Raw genomic sequence first — 15,768 nt, 5'->3', positions numbered from 1 at the left:
TGCCGCGGATCGTCTCCAAGGCTGAACCACCTGCGCTTGCTGCAGCGGCAGTGTGATGTCCACTCGTCGGAAGTAGCCGCGCACCTGTAATTTCTGACAGTAGACCTGGCACCTGCCTTGGCCTAGGTTGAAGTTTCGCCAAACGTGGCAAGAGCGGGGCACCGGCATGAAGGGATTCTCGGCATTGACGGTTATCGGAATCGCCGATGGATTGATCCATTGGCAGATCTTTTTCGTCCTGTGCACGGCTGCCGAACTGACCCAAGCCGCCAGCAATTTCGCGGCTTTCTGCGTAGCGGCCATGTTCTCGTTTTACGTGAACATGCTGTACACCTTTGACAGCCGAACGTCGGTGCTTGGTTATCTGCTGTTTATCGTGGTGATGGGCGCGCTCAGTTTTGCTATCGGTGCGATCGCCGATACGCGTGATCTGCCGGGATTGCTGACGGTGGCGGTGTTTACACTGCTGAATCTGTTGCTGGGGTACAGCTTTTTCAGGTTTGTATTGTTTCGCAGACAACGGCTATGAAGACTTTTGCGGCCGTTGCATTTGTCAGACGAGCCTTTACGCCAGTGCTCGTTGATCGATTCGCGCTCGCTATCGTTTTGATCCTCGCACTACTCGTACGGTTTTACGCTATTTCAGTACCCGCCATCTGGAACGATGAAGCCTATAGTCTGCTGCTTGCACGCGAAACACCGGAGCGCATCTGGGCGCTGACGGCACGGGATGTGCACCCACCGCTTTACTACATGCTGTTGCACTACTGGGTGTCGGTGTGGGGAGACTCGGCGTTGTCTGCCCGGGCCTTGAGTGCACTCGCGGATCTCGGCACTCTTTTACTGTGTATCAAGTTGATGAGCCTGATTTCAACGCGCAGGGCGACATGGATTGCCGCGCTGCTATTGGCGTTACTCCCGATTTCGGTGCGCTATAGCCAGGAAGTAAGGATGTACAGCCTGCTCGGGTGCTGGTTGATGGCTGCAACTGTTGCGTTGGTTTGTTGGGCGAGGGTTGCGGAGCAAGGCCGTTTTGCGGTGATCTACGTGCTCCTGATGAGCGCTGCTTTTTACACTCACTACTTCGCAGGTTTGTGTGTACTGGTGCATTGGTTGTTTTGGTGGCTGAGCCGGAATAACCGTCCCGGGATGGCGATTACCCTAGGGCAATGGCTACTTGCTAACCTGACTATCGTGGTCCTGTATTTGCCTTGGGTACCTCATCTGATTGCTCAACTTGCGAATACGACGGGCTTGGGTTGGATCAAACCGGTGACGCTGCAGGAGGCGTTGTCGCTAGTCTGGCAGTTCACGCTGATGGGAAATGGGCCTTTTCAAGCATCGGCGTGGCATCTCCTGCCTCTGGCGCTTTTACTGTTCTGCGCCACAACAGTCATCGCGGACTACTCCCTAAAGCGACCTTTTCGTTTTTTGCCGATTGGTTATTTTTTTGTTCCGCTGACAACGCTCTATGTGTTTGCCTTATTCCTTCCACTGTTCGTTCCTAGATATCTGGTTTTTTCGGCGCCCGCCATTGCGATGATTGCAGCGTTGGCACTTGACGGCATCTGGAGACGTCGAGCGTTGTTGGCGACTGTTGGTTTATTGCTTTTTGTTGTTGTGCAATTAAATGGTCTGACTGCGGTTTACCGGCAGACAGATGGCTTGAATGGAACGAATTACCGCAGAGATACCGAGTTTGGTCAGTTGGTGAAGCGGCTCAATCAGAATGCCCTTCCAGGTGATGAGGTGATCATTGCTAACCCGTTCTGGTACCCGACATTCACTTATTACGACACCACTGGTATTGATCCCCGGTTTGAGGTGCGCTCATCGATTGATGATTACCTGAAGCTGACCAGTCGTGGTCTTTTGAGCCTGATCAAAGATCCCGTAGCGAGTATTTATATTGATGGGATAACGGTTTTGGATTGCCGCAGCCAAAGAGTCTGGTGGATCACAGATGCTGATTTGCATGCTGACAGGCCACAGTTCGCAAAGGATCGGACTCCCGTGTTGACGATTCACGGGGGAAACATTTCTGCGTATCTGTTTACTGCCGATTCGGTGCCGGCTTCAGCGCAGGCCAGCACCTATTGCACACTTAAGCCACGGCCACTTCCTGCGGCTCAAAACTGTCCGCCCGCGCCATCTGCCACATCCGCGAATAGAACTCGCCATTCACTTCCCCGGTGAGCAATTCCCCCGGTTTCAGGAACACATGCAACTGCGAGAACAGTTTGATCTCGGTCGCCGACATGCGCCGCACCAAGTGCTTGGCCGACAGTTGCGACGGATGCTCAAGACCGGCGGCGGCAAGCATTTCTGCCAGCGCCTTGAGGGTATTGCGGTGGAAGTTGAACACGCGCTGTGCCTTGTCCGGCACTACCAGCGCGCGTTGGCGCAAGGCATCCTGAGTGGCCACGCCGGTCGGGCATTTGTTGGTGTGGCAGCTTTGCGACTGGATGCAGCCGATGGCGAACATGAAGCCGCGTGCGGAGTTGGCCCAGTCTGCACCGATGGCCAGTACGCTGGCGATGTCGAAGGCGCTGACGATCTTGCCGCTGGCGCCGAGTTTGATCTTGTCGCGCAGGTTCAGGCCGACCAGGGTGTTGTGGACAAACAGCAGGCCCTCGCGCATCGGTACGCCGATGTGGTCGGTGAACTCGACCGGTGCGGCGCCGGTGCCACCTTCCTTGCCGTCGACGACGATAAAGTCCGGGAGGATGCCGGTTTCCAGCATGGCTTTGGCGATGCCCATGAACTCCCACGGATGGCCGAGGCAGAACTTGAAGCCCACCGGTTTACCGCCGGACAGTTCACGCAGTTGCTGGATGAACTGCATCATTTCGATCGGCGTGGAAAACGCACTGTGACGTGACGGCGAGACGCAATCTTCGCCCATCAGGATGCCGCGTGTTTCGGCGATTTCCTTGGTGACTTTGTGTTTGGGCAGGATGCCGCCGTGGCCGGGTTTCGCGCCTTGGCTCATCTTGATTTCGATCATCCGCACTTGCGGGTTCTGCGCCTGGGTGGCGAAGCGTTCCGGGTCGAAACGGCCGTCGCTGGTGCGGCAACCGAAATAGCCGCTGCCCAGCTCCCAGGTCAGGTCGCCGCCGTGTTCGCGGTGATACGGGCTGATGCTGCCTTCACCGGTGTCGTGGGCGAAGTTGCCGAGTTTCGCGCCTTGGTTCAACGCGCGAATGGCATTGGCGCTGAGCGAACCGAAGCTCATCGCCGAGATGTTGAATACCGAGGCCGAGTACGGCTGACTGCACTGCGGGCCACCGACGGTGACGCGGAAACTGCTCGGGTCGCTCAGCGGCGCCGGACGCATCGAGTGGCCGATGAATTCGAAACCGGATTGATAGACATCGATCAGCGTACCGAACGGCTTGTCGGCGGTTTCGTTTTTCGCTCGCGAATAGACCAGCGAACGCTGGGCGCGGGAGAAGGGCAGGGCATCGCTGTCGGACTCCAGCAGGTACTGGCGGATCTCCGGGCGGATGCCTTCAACCAGATAGCGGATATTGCCGAGGATCGGGTAGTTGCGGCGCACCGCGTGCGGGCTTTGTAGCAGGTCGAACAGACCGATCAGGCTCAGTACACCGGTGACGGCGGTGATTGGCCATAGCCAGTCATGTTCGAGGAAAGGCAGGCTGGCGAGGGTGAACATCACGCAGACGGCAAAGAAGGCGTAGCGGCTCAGGAGTGACAGGCTCATACGGTTTCCTTGGTTCGGACTCAGAGATTTCGGCGAAAGGCTCAGGGATGTACAAAATCCCTGTGGGAGCGAGCCTGCTCGCGAAAGCGACCTGTCAGTAGAAAAATTATTGTCTGATCCGACGCATTCGCGAGCAGGCTCGCTCCCACAAAAAGCAACTTCACCAAACGATCAGGCGTTTTGTGCCTGAAGAAAAATCGAAAACAGCTCGGACTGGGATTTGATCCCCAGCTTGCTGTACATGTGTTTCTTATGGACTTTCACGGTTTCTACGGAGATTTCCAGCTTACGGGCGATTTCTTTACTGGAGCAACCGCTGAGCATCAAACGCCCGACATCCAGTTCACGGGCGGTCAATTGCGCGCCCTTGAGTTGCTGCACCGACGCCTCCAGTTGCACCCGCCAGTCTGCCCGGACAGGGGCGGCGGCGAGGGCCACGGTTTCGTTGATCTCGTACGGCAGGCGCTGGCGCAGCAGGCCCAGCACCCAAGGCTGGATCAATGACAGCAAGGCGATATGTTCGCCAGTGAAACGTTTTTCACTGCCCAGCGACAGACACAAGGTGCGATCGCCTTCGAGCTGACAATTGAACTGGATTTCGTCGGCCACGACATTCAGACGAAAGTATCGCTGGTAATACTCGGTCAGTTCGAAATGCTCCGGCGCCACTTCCGAGAGGCGATACAGACCGGTGCGCGTTTGCTCGCGACAGGCGATGTAGAACGGGTCGAGCAGGTACAGGCCGCGTAAGTAATCCTGAAACAACGGGTCAGGGTTGCCGTCTGCGCCCGGGCATTCGGCGAAGACTTGCGGGTGTTGATCGGCGCTGAACAGCAGCACCACCCAGCTATCGAACGGCACGTATTGGTCGAGCAGTCGCACCAGTTGCGCCCAGAAATTCGGCTTGTCGAGCGCGTCGATCAATTGCCCGACGGCGCGGTGCCAGGTGATGTCGTCAAACGAAAGTGTCATCGATCTACCCCTATCGGGTTACCCCGGCCGCGTAATTCCCTGGCCGCTCGCTTGCTGCGCATACTGGCCCACAGACAGCCACCGGGCAATCTTTCAGCGCCCGCCGCTTATCACAAGGAATTCCCATGAAAGTCGAACTCGCGCAATTGGCAGGCCGTGACAATGCCACGGTCTACAACCTCGAACGCGCACTGGCAGCGATTGCCGCGTGTGCGGCCGACACGCAATTGATCGTGTTCCCGGAAACCCACCTGATGGGCTTCCCGACGGCCGAAACCGTGGCGCAAACCGCCGAACCGCTCGACGGCCCGACCGTCAGCACCGTGCTGGCCGCCGCGCGTGAACACAACATCGCCGTGGTGATCGGTATGGCCGAGAACGACAACGGTCGCTTCTACAACACCACGTTGCTGATCACCCCTGAAGGCATTGCCCTGAAATACCGCAAGACCCATCTGTGGGCGTCGGATCGTGGCGTGTTCGAGGCCGGCGACCGTTACACCACCTGCGAATGGAACGGCGTGCGTATTGGCCTGTTGATTTGCTACGACATCGAGTTTCCGGAGTCGGCCCGTGCCTTGGCGCAACTGGGTGCCGAGTTGCTGATCGTGACTAACGGCAACATGGACCCGTACGCGCCGACTCACCGCACCGCGATCATGGCCCGTGCCCAGGAGAATCAGGCCTTTGCGTTGATGGTCAATCGCGTGGAGGCGGGGGATGACGGTTTGATGTTTGCCGGTGGCAGTGCGCTGGTCGATCCGCTGGGGACATTGCTGTTCGAGGCCGGGCGTGAGGAAGGGACGTTCTGCGTTGAACTGGATTTCGCGCGGTTAGAGATTGCGCGCAGGGATTACCGCTATCTGGATGATCAGCGCTTGAAGTTGCCGGGGGAGGTGGTGGAGCACGGTGATGGTGTTCGTGAGTTGTTGATTCCACGCCGTTGACCGCTGCCTCACCCTAGCCCTCCCGAAACGTCGGACCGCCCATAGGGAGAGGGGACTGACCGAGTTGATTGTTCGAGGTACGCCGACCAGAAGCAACGGGTCGAACTCAGGTTTTACCCGATCGTTCCCACGCTCTTCGTGGGAATGCAGCCCGGGACGCTCCGCGTCCCAAGAGCGGACGCAGAGCGTCCATTGAGGCATTCCCACGCAGAGCGTGGGAACGATCAGCCACACCCGAAAACATTCGCCGAACCCGGCTCTGCCATAAATCCAATAACATTCGGAGTAAGTCGCCCATGGCTCGTTTGCAACGCACCCTTTCATTAGGGTCGGTGGTGCTGTTCGGCATCGCCTACATGACGCCGATCATTGTCCTCGGCACCTTCGGCATCCTCGCCCAGTCTACCGCCGGCATGGTGCCTGCCGCGTATCTGGCGGCGCTGGTGGCGATGTTCTTCACCGCTATGAGTTACGGGCGCATGGCCGCTGCATTCCCCGTCGCCGGTTCCGCCTATAGCTACGTGCGCAAGGCAATCAGCCCGAAACTCGGCTTCATCGCCGGTTGGGCGGTGTTGCTCGATTACCTGTTTCTGCCGATGGCGATCTGGCTGATCGGCGCGGCTTATCTGGCCTCGGCATTCCCGTCGATCCCGCAATGGATCTGGGTGCTGGCCTTTATCGGCATCACCAGCGCGATCAACATCATTGGCCTGAAACTGGCCAACGGCATCAACGCCTTGTTGATGCTGGTGCAGTTCCTCGTGCTGATCGCTTTCGTCGCGCTGTGCGTGCACTACATCGGTGGCGATGCGAGCACGCCGTTGTGGTCGATCAAGCCGTTCTTCAACGGCGACATGCAGATGCCGCTGATCATGAGCGGTGCGGCCATCGCCTGCTACTCGTTCCTCGGCTTCGATGCGGTCAGCACGCTGACCGAAGAAACCCGCGATCCACGCCGCACCATCCCGCTCGCGATCATGTTGATCACCTTGATCGGCGGGCTGATCTTCGTTGGCGTTTCATACTTTGTGCAGATCGCCCATCCATCGTTCCAGTTCGACAGCGTCGACTCCGCCGCCTATGAAATCGCGCGCAATATCGGCGGCGATCTGTTCGTCTCGATCTTCCTCATCGGCCTGATTGTCGGTCAGTTCGCTTCGGGGCTGTCTGCGCAAGCCAGTGGCTCGCGCCTGCTGTTCGCCATGGGCCGCGACGGCGTGTTGCCCAAGTCGTTCTTCGGCACTTTGCACGCGCGCTTCGGCACACCGGTCAACAGCATCCTGCTCTGCGCCGTGGTGGCGTTACTGGCACTGAAACTCGACGTGACCACCTCGACCTCGTTCATTAACTTCGGCGCGTTTCTGGCGTTCAGCCTGGTCAATCTCTCGGTGATCTTTCATTACTGGATCGGCGGTGAGAAAAAAGGTCCGCGCGAGCTGCTGCTGTTTCTGCTCTTCCCGTTGATCGGGCTGGTGGCGGACTTGTGGCTGATGGTCAGCCTCGATCACCTGGCGGTGTACCTGGGCTTGAGCTGGCTGGCGATCGGCGTGGTTTACCTGGCAGTACTTACCGGTGGTTTCCGTCGCCAGCCACCGGAAATGGACTTTCAGGAAGCGACCTGAGGCGTCTTCAGGCAGCGGGCCGGTTCTGGCGCATCGGCAACTCGATGCGAAAGGTCGTGCCCACCCCCGGTTCGCTGCGTACCGAAATGTCGCCACCGTGCTTTTTCACAATGCCGTAGGACAGGGACAGGCCAAGCCCGGTGCCCTGGCCGACGGGTTTGGTGGTGAAGAACGGATCGAAGATTTTCTGCAGGATCTCCGGCGCAATCCCCGCGCCGGTGTCCGCGACTTCCACCCACGCCGTGTCTTGTTGTTGCCCGGTGCGCAAGGTGATGGTGCCGCGTTCGGAGCCCATGGCCTGCGCCGCATTGACCACCAGATTCATGATCACCTGATTGATTTGCGACGGCAGGCATTCGATGTCCGGCAGGGGCTGGTACTCCTTGATCAGGTCGGCCTTGTACTTGAGTTCACTGGCGACAATGTTCAGGGTCGACTCGATGCCTTGTTGCAGATTGGCCCACTGCCATTGCTGCTGGCTATCGACCCGGGAGAAATCCTTCAGGTCCTTGACGATCTGCCCGACCCGGCCAATGCCTTCCTTGGATTCGCGGATCAGCACCGGAATGTCTTCGAGGAGAAAATCCAGATCGGCGTCTTTGCGCAATTGCTCAAGCCGCGCCACGGATTCGCTGTCTGGTATTGGCCCAAGCGTCTGCCAGGCATCGAGTACGCTGAGCAATTGTTTGAAGTAGCCGTCGAGGGTGCCGAGGTTGGAGGAGATGAAGCCGATCGGGTTGTTGATTTCATGGGCCACGCCCGCCGCCATTTGCCCGAGTGAGGCGAGTTTTTCCGACTGTACCAGCTGACTTTCCAGTTGCTTGCGCTCATCGATTTCCCGTTGCAGGTCTTCGCTGGCCTGCTTGAACTGGGCGGTGCGCTGATCGACCAGATGTTCCAGGTGATGCATTTGCAATGACGCGCGTTCGGTCATCTGCCATTTGGTCAGCAGGGTGTTGGCCATCTGCTGCACTTCGATGTTGTCGAACGGCTTCTTCAGAATCAGCAAGCGGTCATGCGCCTGCAGACGCTCCAACAGTTCATCCCAGGAATAATCCGAGTAGGCGGTGCAGACCACCACTTGCAACTGTGGATCCTGCTGCCACAGATGCTCGATGGTTTTCGCGCCGTCCCAGCCGTCGGGCATGCGCATGTCGACAAAGGCCAGCGCATAGGGGCGTTGTTCCGCCAAGGCCTGATTCAGCTTGCCCAGACCTTCCTCGCCGCCATAGGCCGAGTCCAGCTCGAACGGCGGACGTTTGGCGCGCACCTGAGCGCCGAACAGTGCTGCTTCCATCTCGTCCAGTTCCACCGACTGCACCGCCGGCGGCGCGAGAATCTTGCGAAAGTCTTCATGGATCGACGGCATGTCGTCGATCAGCAGAATGCGGCGGTTCGACAGCTCGCTCATGCGCTCTCCGTGACGCTGATCAGGGGGATCTGCAAGGTGAACAATGCACCCTGGCCCGGGCCGTCGCTGTGCGCGGTGAGGTGGCCGTTCATCTCGATGGCGGCCAGGGCGCAGCTGTGCAGACCGAAACCGTGGCCTTCCTTGCGGGTGGTGAAACCGTGGGCAAAGATCCGCGTCATGTTTTCCGCGGCGATGCCTTCGCCGTCGTCCTTGACGCTGATTTCAAGGAAGTTGTCATCGACAATTTTGACCGCCAGGGTCATGGTGCGTGGGCGGTTGCTGAGGTCGGACATGGCGTATTTAGCGTTGCTGATGAGGTTGATCAGGATCAGCAGCAAACGGTGTTTGTCGCCCATCACCTGCGGCACGTCAGCGTACTCCCGGACCACCGTGACGTGGTGCCGGGTGAGTGCCCCGGCGTTCATGCGCAACGCGTCTTCGAGCAATTCGTTGATGAACAGCGGTTCGGTCATGCTGTTGGCACCGGCATAGGATTGCTGGGTGGCGACGATGTCTTTGATGTGGTCGACGCTTTTGTTCATCTGGTTCAACTCGTCGAGCATTTCCTGCTGTTCCTGGGTAATGGCGACCACCAATTGGTTGAGGTAGCCGGGGAGCAATTTGCCCTTGGCGTCTTCGCTGAGGAACACGCCGAGGTCATCCGGGTGTTCGTTGATCAGTTGCATGGCCTTGCCCAGGCCTTGGGCCTTGCTGTTGCGCAGCTTGCGCGTGATCAGGTCGCTGGAAATGTTCACGCTGTTGAGCACGTTGCCGACGTTGTGCAGCACATTGGTGGCGATTTCCGCCATGCCGGCCTGACGTGCCGCGTCGAGCAGTTCGCTCTGGGCGTCCCGCAGTTCCCGGGTGCGTTCTTCGACTCTTTGTTCCAGTGCATCGTTGGCCGTTTGCAGGGCGTTATTGACCCGATTGATTTCGGCGAAACTGCCGATCAAACGAATGGCCAGCCACACCAGTGACAACACCAGCAAGACCGAAAACAGCAGCAGGTAGAAGTGGTACTGCCGGTCGACCTGATCGGCGCGCTGCTGATCGCGATCGAGCATGGTGGTGATGTTGTCGAGGCTGTCGGCCACGGGGATGTTTTCGATGCTTTCGAGCAACTGATTGACCACTGGCTGCTCGCGCGCAATCAGCGAAATATGGCTGCTCATGATTCTGATCGGGGTCTGAAACGCGAGCGGCAGGCGTTGTGCATTGACCTTCAGTTTGTTCAGGCCGACCTCGATGTCGGCGGCCCGGTCGTCGGAGGTGACCTGGGCGAATTCGAGGGCGCTGAGCAGCAGGTCGTAGGTGTCGGTGGTGATGTTTTGCAGCTGCAATTTATCGAAGTCCGACAGGCTGGCCAGTTGCTGTTGGATGTCGTCTTCAGCGGTGGGCAAAAAAGCCAGGGAGTTGCGTAACAGCGCGTTGTGCGATTTGAACTGTTCGACCAGACGGGTCTTTTCCTGCATCGCCTGCAGGAAGCTTTCGTGAGCATCGTTCCATTGCGTCGAGTCGTTGCGCCCATGCCCGGACTCGATCTCGTCGAAGCGCGCCCAGAGCCGGTTCATCTCATTCATCGGTGACACCAGCGGATCGTAGTTGTGGGTCAGCGCCACCCTGGCCTTGAGGATCTCGTTCTCCCACTGCGAATTCTGCTGTTTGATCTGCCGGATCAGATCCCGCGATTCGGTGTACGTCATGCTCTGGTCAGAGCTCGACTTGAAGTACAGGAACAGCAGGATCGAGGCCAGCGCCAGGGCCACCAGGGTCAGCAACAACAGGCTGCGTCGCCGCGAAATGTTGATCATGGCTGGACTTCCCGTTGGCCGGTCAGGGTTGTGAGAAACAGCATGATCAGCCGTTTATCCTCAGCGCTTGGCATGCGCCCCAACTGATACTGGAACATCACATCCACGGCGCGTTCGAGGGTAGGGGCCGATCCGTCGTGAAAGTACGGTGCGGTGATCGCGACATTGCGCAGGCTCGGCACCTTGAACACCGCCCGGTCTGCTTCGTCGGCGGTGACGTTGAAGCGGCCTTGGTCGGCCACGGTCGGGTTGCCACGATCGGCAATGTAATCGCCGAACACGCCGAATTTCTGGAACATGTTGCCACCGATGTTGACCCCCTGATGGCAGGCAATGCAGCCGTACTCCTTGAAGCGCTGGTAACCGTACTTTTCCTCCAGGGTGAGGATGTCGGTATTGCCCTGCAGGTATTGATCGAAGCGTGAATTGGGCGTCAGCAAGGTGCGTTCGAAACTGGCCAGCGCTTGCTGGACGTTGGCCTGGGTTACGCCGTCCGGGTAGGTGGCGGCGAAATCGCGACGGTAATCGGGGTCGTTGCCGATGCGTTCGATTACGGTGCGCCAGTCGCTGCCCATTTCATGGGGGCTGGTGATGACGACGTTGCTTTGTTCCTCCAGCGTTTTAACGCGGCCATCCCAGAACTGGCGGAAGTTGAGGGCTGCGTTGAACACGGTCGGTGTGTTGACGGCCACCGGTTTACCGTCGAAGCCCAGTGACAAGGCGCGGCGGTCGGCACCGTTCTTGTCGAGTTGATGGCAGCTGGCGCAGGACAGCGTGTTGTTGATCGACAAACGTGGCTCGTGGAATAGCCGTCGACCGAGTTCCACGCGCCGGGGATCCTGCTGCGGCACCGCGGGCAACGGTTTGAGCGGCTCGTCCAGCGGCTCGGCACTGGCGCCGATACAGACTCCGTACAGCAGCAACGCGACGGCGTGATGGAAAAGGCTCATCGGCATTTGTCTCCCTGACTCAAGGCCGGTTTCACAGTGATCATTCAATCGTCCAGGGCGCGGGTTGCGTACCGGCCAGCAACCGCGCAAATGCGTCTGCGGGTAGGGCTTCGCTGAAAAAGTAGCCCTGGCCTTCTTCGCAGTGATGGGCCTTGAGAAAGGCCAGTTGGTCAGCGGTTTCGATGCCTTCGGCGATGACGTCCAGTTCCAGACTCTTGCCCAGGTTGATGATGGCGCTCACCAGCGCGGCATCGTTGCGGTCGTTGCACAGGTTGCGAATGAACGATTGGTCGATCTTCAGCACATCGATGGGAAATCGCCTCAAGTAGCTCAGGCTGGAATAGCCGGTGCCGAAGTCATCAATGGCCAGACGCGTGCCCAGCGTTTTCAGGCGATTGAGCGCCGTCATCGTCGCCTCGACGTTTTGCATCAGCACGCCTTCGGTAATTTCCAGCTCCAGCCACTCGGGCGCCAGACCTGTCTGTTCCAGGACGCGCTCGATACCAGCGACGAAGTCACGCTGGCGAAAATCGATGGGTGAAGTGTTGACCGACATGCGGATCGGCGGCAGTCCGGCCAGTTGCCAGGCACGGGTCTGACGACAAGCTTCAGCCAGCACCCATTTGCTCAACGGCACGATCAGGCCGCTGTCCTCGGCCACCGGTATGAAGTCCGACGGATAGACCCAGCCATGCCCGGGTTTCTGCCAGCGCAGCAGTGCTTCGGCACCCACCACTTTGGCACTGCGCAGGTCGACTTTCGGCTGATAGTGCAGGACGAATTCATGCGCCTGCAGGGCGCGGCGAATGCCCGACTCGATGCTGTGCTGCTCCCGGGCGTGCTGGTTCATGGCTTCGATGAAAAAGCCGATGTTGTCAGGCCCCTGCTCCTTGACGTTGCGCATCGCGGTCTCGGCTTTCTTGATCAGCTCGGTGGCTTCGAGGCCGTCTTCGGGGTAGACGCTGATGCCGACGCTGGCGGTGACGCTGACGTCGTGGCCGGCAATCGTCTGCGGCAGGCGAATGGCGGCGAGGAGTTTTTCCGCGATGCCGTGGGTTTGCTGAGGGTGGTTGATGTCGCCGAGGATCACCACGAACTCATCGGAACCGTAGCGAAACACCGAGTCCGAATCGCGCACGCAGGACAACAGTTGTCGGGCGACCCGTTTGAGCATCTCGTCACCCGCCGGATGGCCCAGCGCATTGTTGATGCGCTTGAAGCGATCCAGACCGAGAAACATCACCACCAATTGTTTGTCATGCCGTCGGCACACGGCCATGGCCTGACTCAGGCGATCACCGAGCAAGGTGCTGTTGGGCAGCTCCGTGAGGCTGTCGTATTGCAGCAGGTGCGAGACCTTGAGCAGTTCGTGCACCCGCGCCTCGATGGTCCGCTCAAGGCTGAGCATCTTCAGCGCCGCGTCCTGCGCCAGTTGCCATTTCCAGGTCAGGGCATTGGCCATCTGACGGATTTCCAGACTGTCGAACGGCTTTTTCAAGATCAGCAACTGATCGCCGAACTCCAGCCGTTCGGCCATCGCTTCCCAGCTGTAGTCGCTGTACGCCGTGCACAAGGCGATTTGCAGGTTCGGGTCGACACGCCACAGTTGCTCGATGGTTTCCAGGCCATCCCAGCCGGGCGGCATGCGCATGTCGATAAAGGCGAGGGCGTAGGGATTGCCACTGGCCAGTGCGCGATTGACCAGTGCCAGCGCTTCCAGGCCTTGATAGGCGGAGTCGAGCTGGAAGCTCAGGTGCGGCGTCTGCTGGCTGCCGAACAGCGTCTGCTCCAGTTGCTGCAAATCGACGGCGTCCGCCACCTGCGGGGCGAGGATCTTGCGAAAGTCATCGTGGATCGCCGGCGTGTCATCGATGATCAGGATGCGCCGGTTGGTCTGTGGAAAAGGCGTTTTCATGCCTCGTCCTCCTTTGGCGCCAGACGGCAACTGTCCTTGAGCAACTGCCCGGCTTGTTCGGCGCTGACCGCTGCGCTGAAATACATGCCCCGGGCGCTGGGCAGCGGGGGCGCGGTGGGGGGCGTGCACGGTTGATCCGACGATGGCTGGCCTTCGGCAATGATGTCGATGTCCAGGTCCCGGGCGAAGTTGACGATCGCGCGCAGGGCGTTGGCACTGGCGACATCGTGGGCGGCACTGTCGACGAAACTCTGCGCCAGTTTGAGGTGATTGACCCGGTAGGTTTTCAGGTAGTCGAACGAGGAGTATTCGGTGCCGAAATCATCGATGGCGATGCTCACGCCCAGTTCACGCAGGCGCGGCAACGCGTCGTTGTGCGTCCACTTGGTCTGGGCCAGTGTGGCCTCGGTGACATCGAAACGCAGGTCCCAAGGGGCGAGTTCCCAACGGGCGGTGGTGCGCAGCACGTTGTAGATCAGCTCGGGGCCGCTCTTGAGTTGGGCCAGCGAAAGTTTGATCGCCATTACGGGCGGCGCGACGCCTTCGTTACGCCACAGATGCATCTGGTGGCAGGCGTGATCCAGCACCCAACGCCCGAGCGGAATGATTGCGCCGGTTTTCTCTGCAATCGGCACGAAGTCGCAGGCCTGCAGCAGGCCGCGACTAGGATGCTGCCAGAGGACTTGTACCTCCATGCCGAGAATCCTGCCGCTGTGCAGATCGACCTCCGGCGCATAGCGCAGCATCAGCTCATTGCCCTCGAGGGCGGTCATCAATTCGCTGACCAGAGTCATGCGTTCGGCCACTTCCCGAGAGATTTCCTCGGAGTGGAAGTGGTACTGGTTGCGGCCCATTTCCTTGGCGCGGTACAGCGCCATGTCGGCTTGCCCGAGCAGCGCGTCGGCATCGAGGCTGAGGTCGCTGTAACTGCTGATGCCGATGCTCACCGAAATATGCAGCGCATTACCGGCCAGGTGGTAGGGCGCCAGCAGCGTGTCGCGAATCTTGGCGGCCATCGCGGCCGATTGGGTCGGGTCGCTGACGTCCAGTTGCAGGATCGCGAATTCGTCGCCGCCCAGGCGCGCCACTACGTCACTTTCGCGGACACCGGACTTGATGCGCCGGGCGACTTCCTGCAACAGCAGATCGCCCACCGGGTGGCCGAAGGTGTCATTGATCCGCTTGAAATGGTCGAGGTCCAGGTAGAACACCGCGAACGGCATGGCGCCTCGTCGTGCGGCGGCGAACGCTTGATGCAGGCGCTCGATCAGCGTGGCGCGATTGGCCAGCCCCGTGAGGCCATCGGAGCGGGCGAGCAAGGCCAGTTTGTCCTCGGCCAGGCGGCGCTCGGTGATGTCGAGGATGATGCCTTCGACTTCCAGCAGACGGCCGTCATCATCGCGCACCGGAATGTAGCGGTTCTCCACCCAGCGCCAGGTGCCCTGGCCGGTGCGCATGCGGAACTCGATGGACGCGCCCGACGCATGCCGATCCAGCACCCGGGCCATGGCCGCATCGACGTTCGCCTGATCGTCCGGATGAATCAGTGCCTGCGCCCAGTCGGGCGAACCCACCAGGTCGGCGGCGACATGGCCGTAACGGGTGATGTTGTGGGAGATGTACATCAGCGCAAACGAGGGGTCGCCGCGCAAACGGTAAAGAATCGTCGGGCTGTTCTGCACGATCACATTGGCGTCGGACAGCTCCCGGGTGCGTTCCTGCACCGCAGCTTCTAGCAGGCTCATCTTCAGTTCAGCGTCTTCGGTCATCTGCCATTTGACCGTAAGGGCGCTGGCCATCTGGCGGATCTCGATGGCGTCGAAGGGCTTTTTCAAAATCAGCAAGCGGTCGTTCAGTGCCAGACGCCGGTCGATGTCTTCCCAGGAATAATCGGAATAGGCCGTGCACAGCGCAACTTGCAGCTTGGGGTCGACTTGCCACAGCCGTTCAATGGTCTCCAGGCCATCCCAGCCCGGTGGCATGCGCATGTCGATGAAGGCCATGGCGTAGGGGCGGTTTTCTGCCAGCGCGGCCTCAAGTTTTTCCAGGGCTTCGCGGCCCTGAAACGCCGAATCCAGTTCGAAATGTTGGGTTTGCGGTGCGGACGGCGTGCCGAACAGCAGGCTCTCGGTTTCGCCCAAACCATCGACACCGGGGATGACCGGGCTGAGAATCTTGGCGAAATCGCCATGGATCGCTGGGCTGTCGTCAACGATCAGCACGCGGCGATTGATGTGCACGGTTGGCGCTGTCATGCCGCGCCACCCGTGGGGAGGCATGCTGTGGTGATCCGGGGCATCCTTTTCCCTCGCCATTTGCCTGTTTGTATCAGCCGATGGAGTCTTGCGCTGTCTTCAGCATAGTCGGCTCCCCGGTACTGCGCTTTCGGCCCCGGACAAAGATCGGCGTGAATGCC

11 protein-coding genes are annotated in these 15,768 nt (G+C 59.5%); 4 read left to right on the top strand and 7 right to left on the bottom strand.

Features of this window, described 5'->3' with window-relative positions; translation table 11 throughout:
• Window positions 1–166 precede the first annotated feature (166 nt).
• The gene (locus J0G10_RS25020) at window positions 167–529 is read left to right on the top strand and encodes a GtrA family protein (protein ID WP_095048315.1); all 363 of its coding nucleotides are present in this window, start codon (window positions 167–169) and stop codon (window positions 527–529) included.
• Window positions 526–2,196, top strand: a complete 1,671-nt coding sequence (locus J0G10_RS25015) for a glycosyltransferase family 39 protein (protein ID WP_220556943.1) — start codon at window positions 526–528, stop codon at window positions 2,194–2,196. Before J0G10_RS25020 ends, J0G10_RS25015 begins: the two co-directional genes overlap by 4 nt.
• Here J0G10_RS25015 and J0G10_RS25010 read toward each other — a convergent pair.
• Entirely contained in the window at window positions 2,105–3,724 is a 1,620-nt protein-coding gene (locus tag J0G10_RS25010; RefSeq protein ID WP_095048313.1) for an FMN-binding glutamate synthase family protein, read from the bottom strand. The genes J0G10_RS25015 and J0G10_RS25010 overlap by 92 nt on opposite strands.
• 171 nt (window positions 3,725–3,895) lie before the next feature.
• Window positions 3,896–4,696, bottom strand: coding sequence for a helix-turn-helix transcriptional regulator (locus tag J0G10_RS25005; protein WP_095048312.1), 801 nt, complete (start codon window positions 4,694–4,696; stop codon window positions 3,896–3,898).
• Between the two features lie 125 nt (window positions 4,697–4,821).
• Here J0G10_RS25005 and J0G10_RS25000 point away from each other — a divergent pair, with 125 nt between their 5' ends.
• Together J0G10_RS25000 and J0G10_RS24995 are read left to right on the top strand one after the other, a co-directional pair.
• Window positions 4,822–5,643 carry a carbon-nitrogen hydrolase family protein gene (locus J0G10_RS25000; protein WP_220556942.1) on the top strand — a complete coding sequence of 274 codons (822 nt, stop codon included), beginning with the start codon at window positions 4,822–4,824 and terminating at the stop codon, window positions 5,641–5,643.
• A 296-nt stretch (window positions 5,644–5,939) separates the two neighbouring features.
• Window positions 5,940–7,265, top strand: coding sequence for an APC family permease (locus tag J0G10_RS24995; RefSeq protein WP_220556941.1), 1,326 nt, complete (start codon window positions 5,940–5,942; stop codon window positions 7,263–7,265).
• Window positions 7,266–7,272: 7 nt separating this feature from the next.
• On the opposite strand, the gene J0G10_RS24990 is transcribed toward J0G10_RS24995, so the two are convergent.
• Genes J0G10_RS24990 through J0G10_RS24970 form a run of 5 tightly spaced genes read right to left on the bottom strand, consistent with a single transcriptional unit; the run spans window position 7,273 to window position 15,607 of the window.
• Window positions 7,273–8,676 carry an ATP-binding protein gene (locus J0G10_RS24990; RefSeq protein WP_220556940.1) on the bottom strand — a complete coding sequence of 468 codons (1,404 nt, stop codon included), beginning with the start codon at window positions 8,674–8,676 and terminating at the stop codon, window positions 7,273–7,275.
• A complete protein-coding gene (locus tag J0G10_RS24985) occupies window positions 8,673–10,487 on the bottom strand; it encodes a DAHL domain-containing protein (protein WP_220556939.1) in 1,815 nt (604 codons plus the stop codon). The genes J0G10_RS24990 and J0G10_RS24985 overlap by 4 nt, the downstream gene beginning before the upstream one ends.
• Entirely contained in the window at window positions 10,484–11,437 is a 954-nt protein-coding gene (locus J0G10_RS24980) for a cytochrome-c peroxidase (RefSeq protein ID WP_220556938.1), read from the bottom strand. Before J0G10_RS24980 ends, J0G10_RS24985 begins: the two co-directional genes overlap by 4 nt.
• 40 nt (window positions 11,438–11,477) lie before the next feature.
• Window positions 11,478–13,352, bottom strand: coding sequence for a putative bifunctional diguanylate cyclase/phosphodiesterase (locus J0G10_RS24975; RefSeq protein WP_220556937.1), 1,875 nt, complete (start codon window positions 13,350–13,352; stop codon window positions 11,478–11,480).
• The gene (locus J0G10_RS24970; protein ID WP_220556936.1) at window positions 13,349–15,607 is read right to left on the bottom strand and encodes an EAL domain-containing protein; all 2,259 of its coding nucleotides are present in this window, start codon (window positions 15,605–15,607) and stop codon (window positions 13,349–13,351) included. The genes J0G10_RS24975 and J0G10_RS24970 overlap by 4 nt, the downstream gene beginning before the upstream one ends.
• Window positions 15,608–15,768: the final 161 nt, after the last annotated feature.

Source organism: Pseudomonas germanica, assembly GCF_019614655.1.
Lineage (GTDB): Bacteria > Pseudomonadota > Gammaproteobacteria > Pseudomonadales > Pseudomonadaceae > Aquipseudomonas > Aquipseudomonas neuropathica.
Note: the sequence above shows the minus strand (reverse complement) of the source record. Positions and strands in the feature narration are given on the sequence as shown.

Bases quoted from the DNA above. Each gene is read 5' to 3' on its own strand.
- J0G10_RS24980 (WP_220556938.1), bottom strand. From the start codon at position 11,437: ATGAGCCTTTTCCATCACGCCGTCGCGTTGCTGCTGTACGGAGTCTGT.
- J0G10_RS24970 (WP_220556936.1), bottom strand. From the start codon at position 15,607: ATGACAGCGCCAACCGTGCACATCAATCGCCGCGTGCTGATCGTTGAC.
- J0G10_RS24985 (WP_220556939.1), bottom strand. From the start codon at position 10,487: ATGATCAACATTTCGCGGCGACGCAGCCTGTTGTTGCTGACCCTGGTG.
- J0G10_RS24995 (WP_220556941.1), top strand. From the start codon at position 5,940: ATGGCTCGTTTGCAACGCACCCTTTCATTAGGGTCGGTGGTGCTGTTC.
- J0G10_RS24990 (WP_220556940.1), bottom strand. From the start codon at position 8,676: ATGAGCGAGCTGTCGAACCGCCGCATTCTGCTGATCGACGACATGCCG.
- J0G10_RS24975 (WP_220556937.1), bottom strand. From the start codon at position 13,352: ATGAAAACGCCTTTTCCACAGACCAACCGGCGCATCCTGATCATCGAT.
- J0G10_RS25000 (WP_220556942.1), top strand. From the start codon at position 4,822: ATGAAAGTCGAACTCGCGCAATTGGCAGGCCGTGACAATGCCACGGTC.
- J0G10_RS25020 (WP_095048315.1), top strand. From the start codon at position 167: ATGAAGGGATTCTCGGCATTGACGGTTATCGGAATCGCCGATGGATTG.
- J0G10_RS25015 (WP_220556943.1), top strand. From the start codon at position 526: ATGAAGACTTTTGCGGCCGTTGCATTTGTCAGACGAGCCTTTACGCCA.
- J0G10_RS25010 (WP_095048313.1), bottom strand. From the start codon at position 3,724: ATGAGCCTGTCACTCCTGAGCCGCTACGCCTTCTTTGCCGTCTGCGTG.
- J0G10_RS25005 (WP_095048312.1), bottom strand. From the start codon at position 4,696: ATGACACTTTCGTTTGACGACATCACCTGGCACCGCGCCGTCGGGCAA.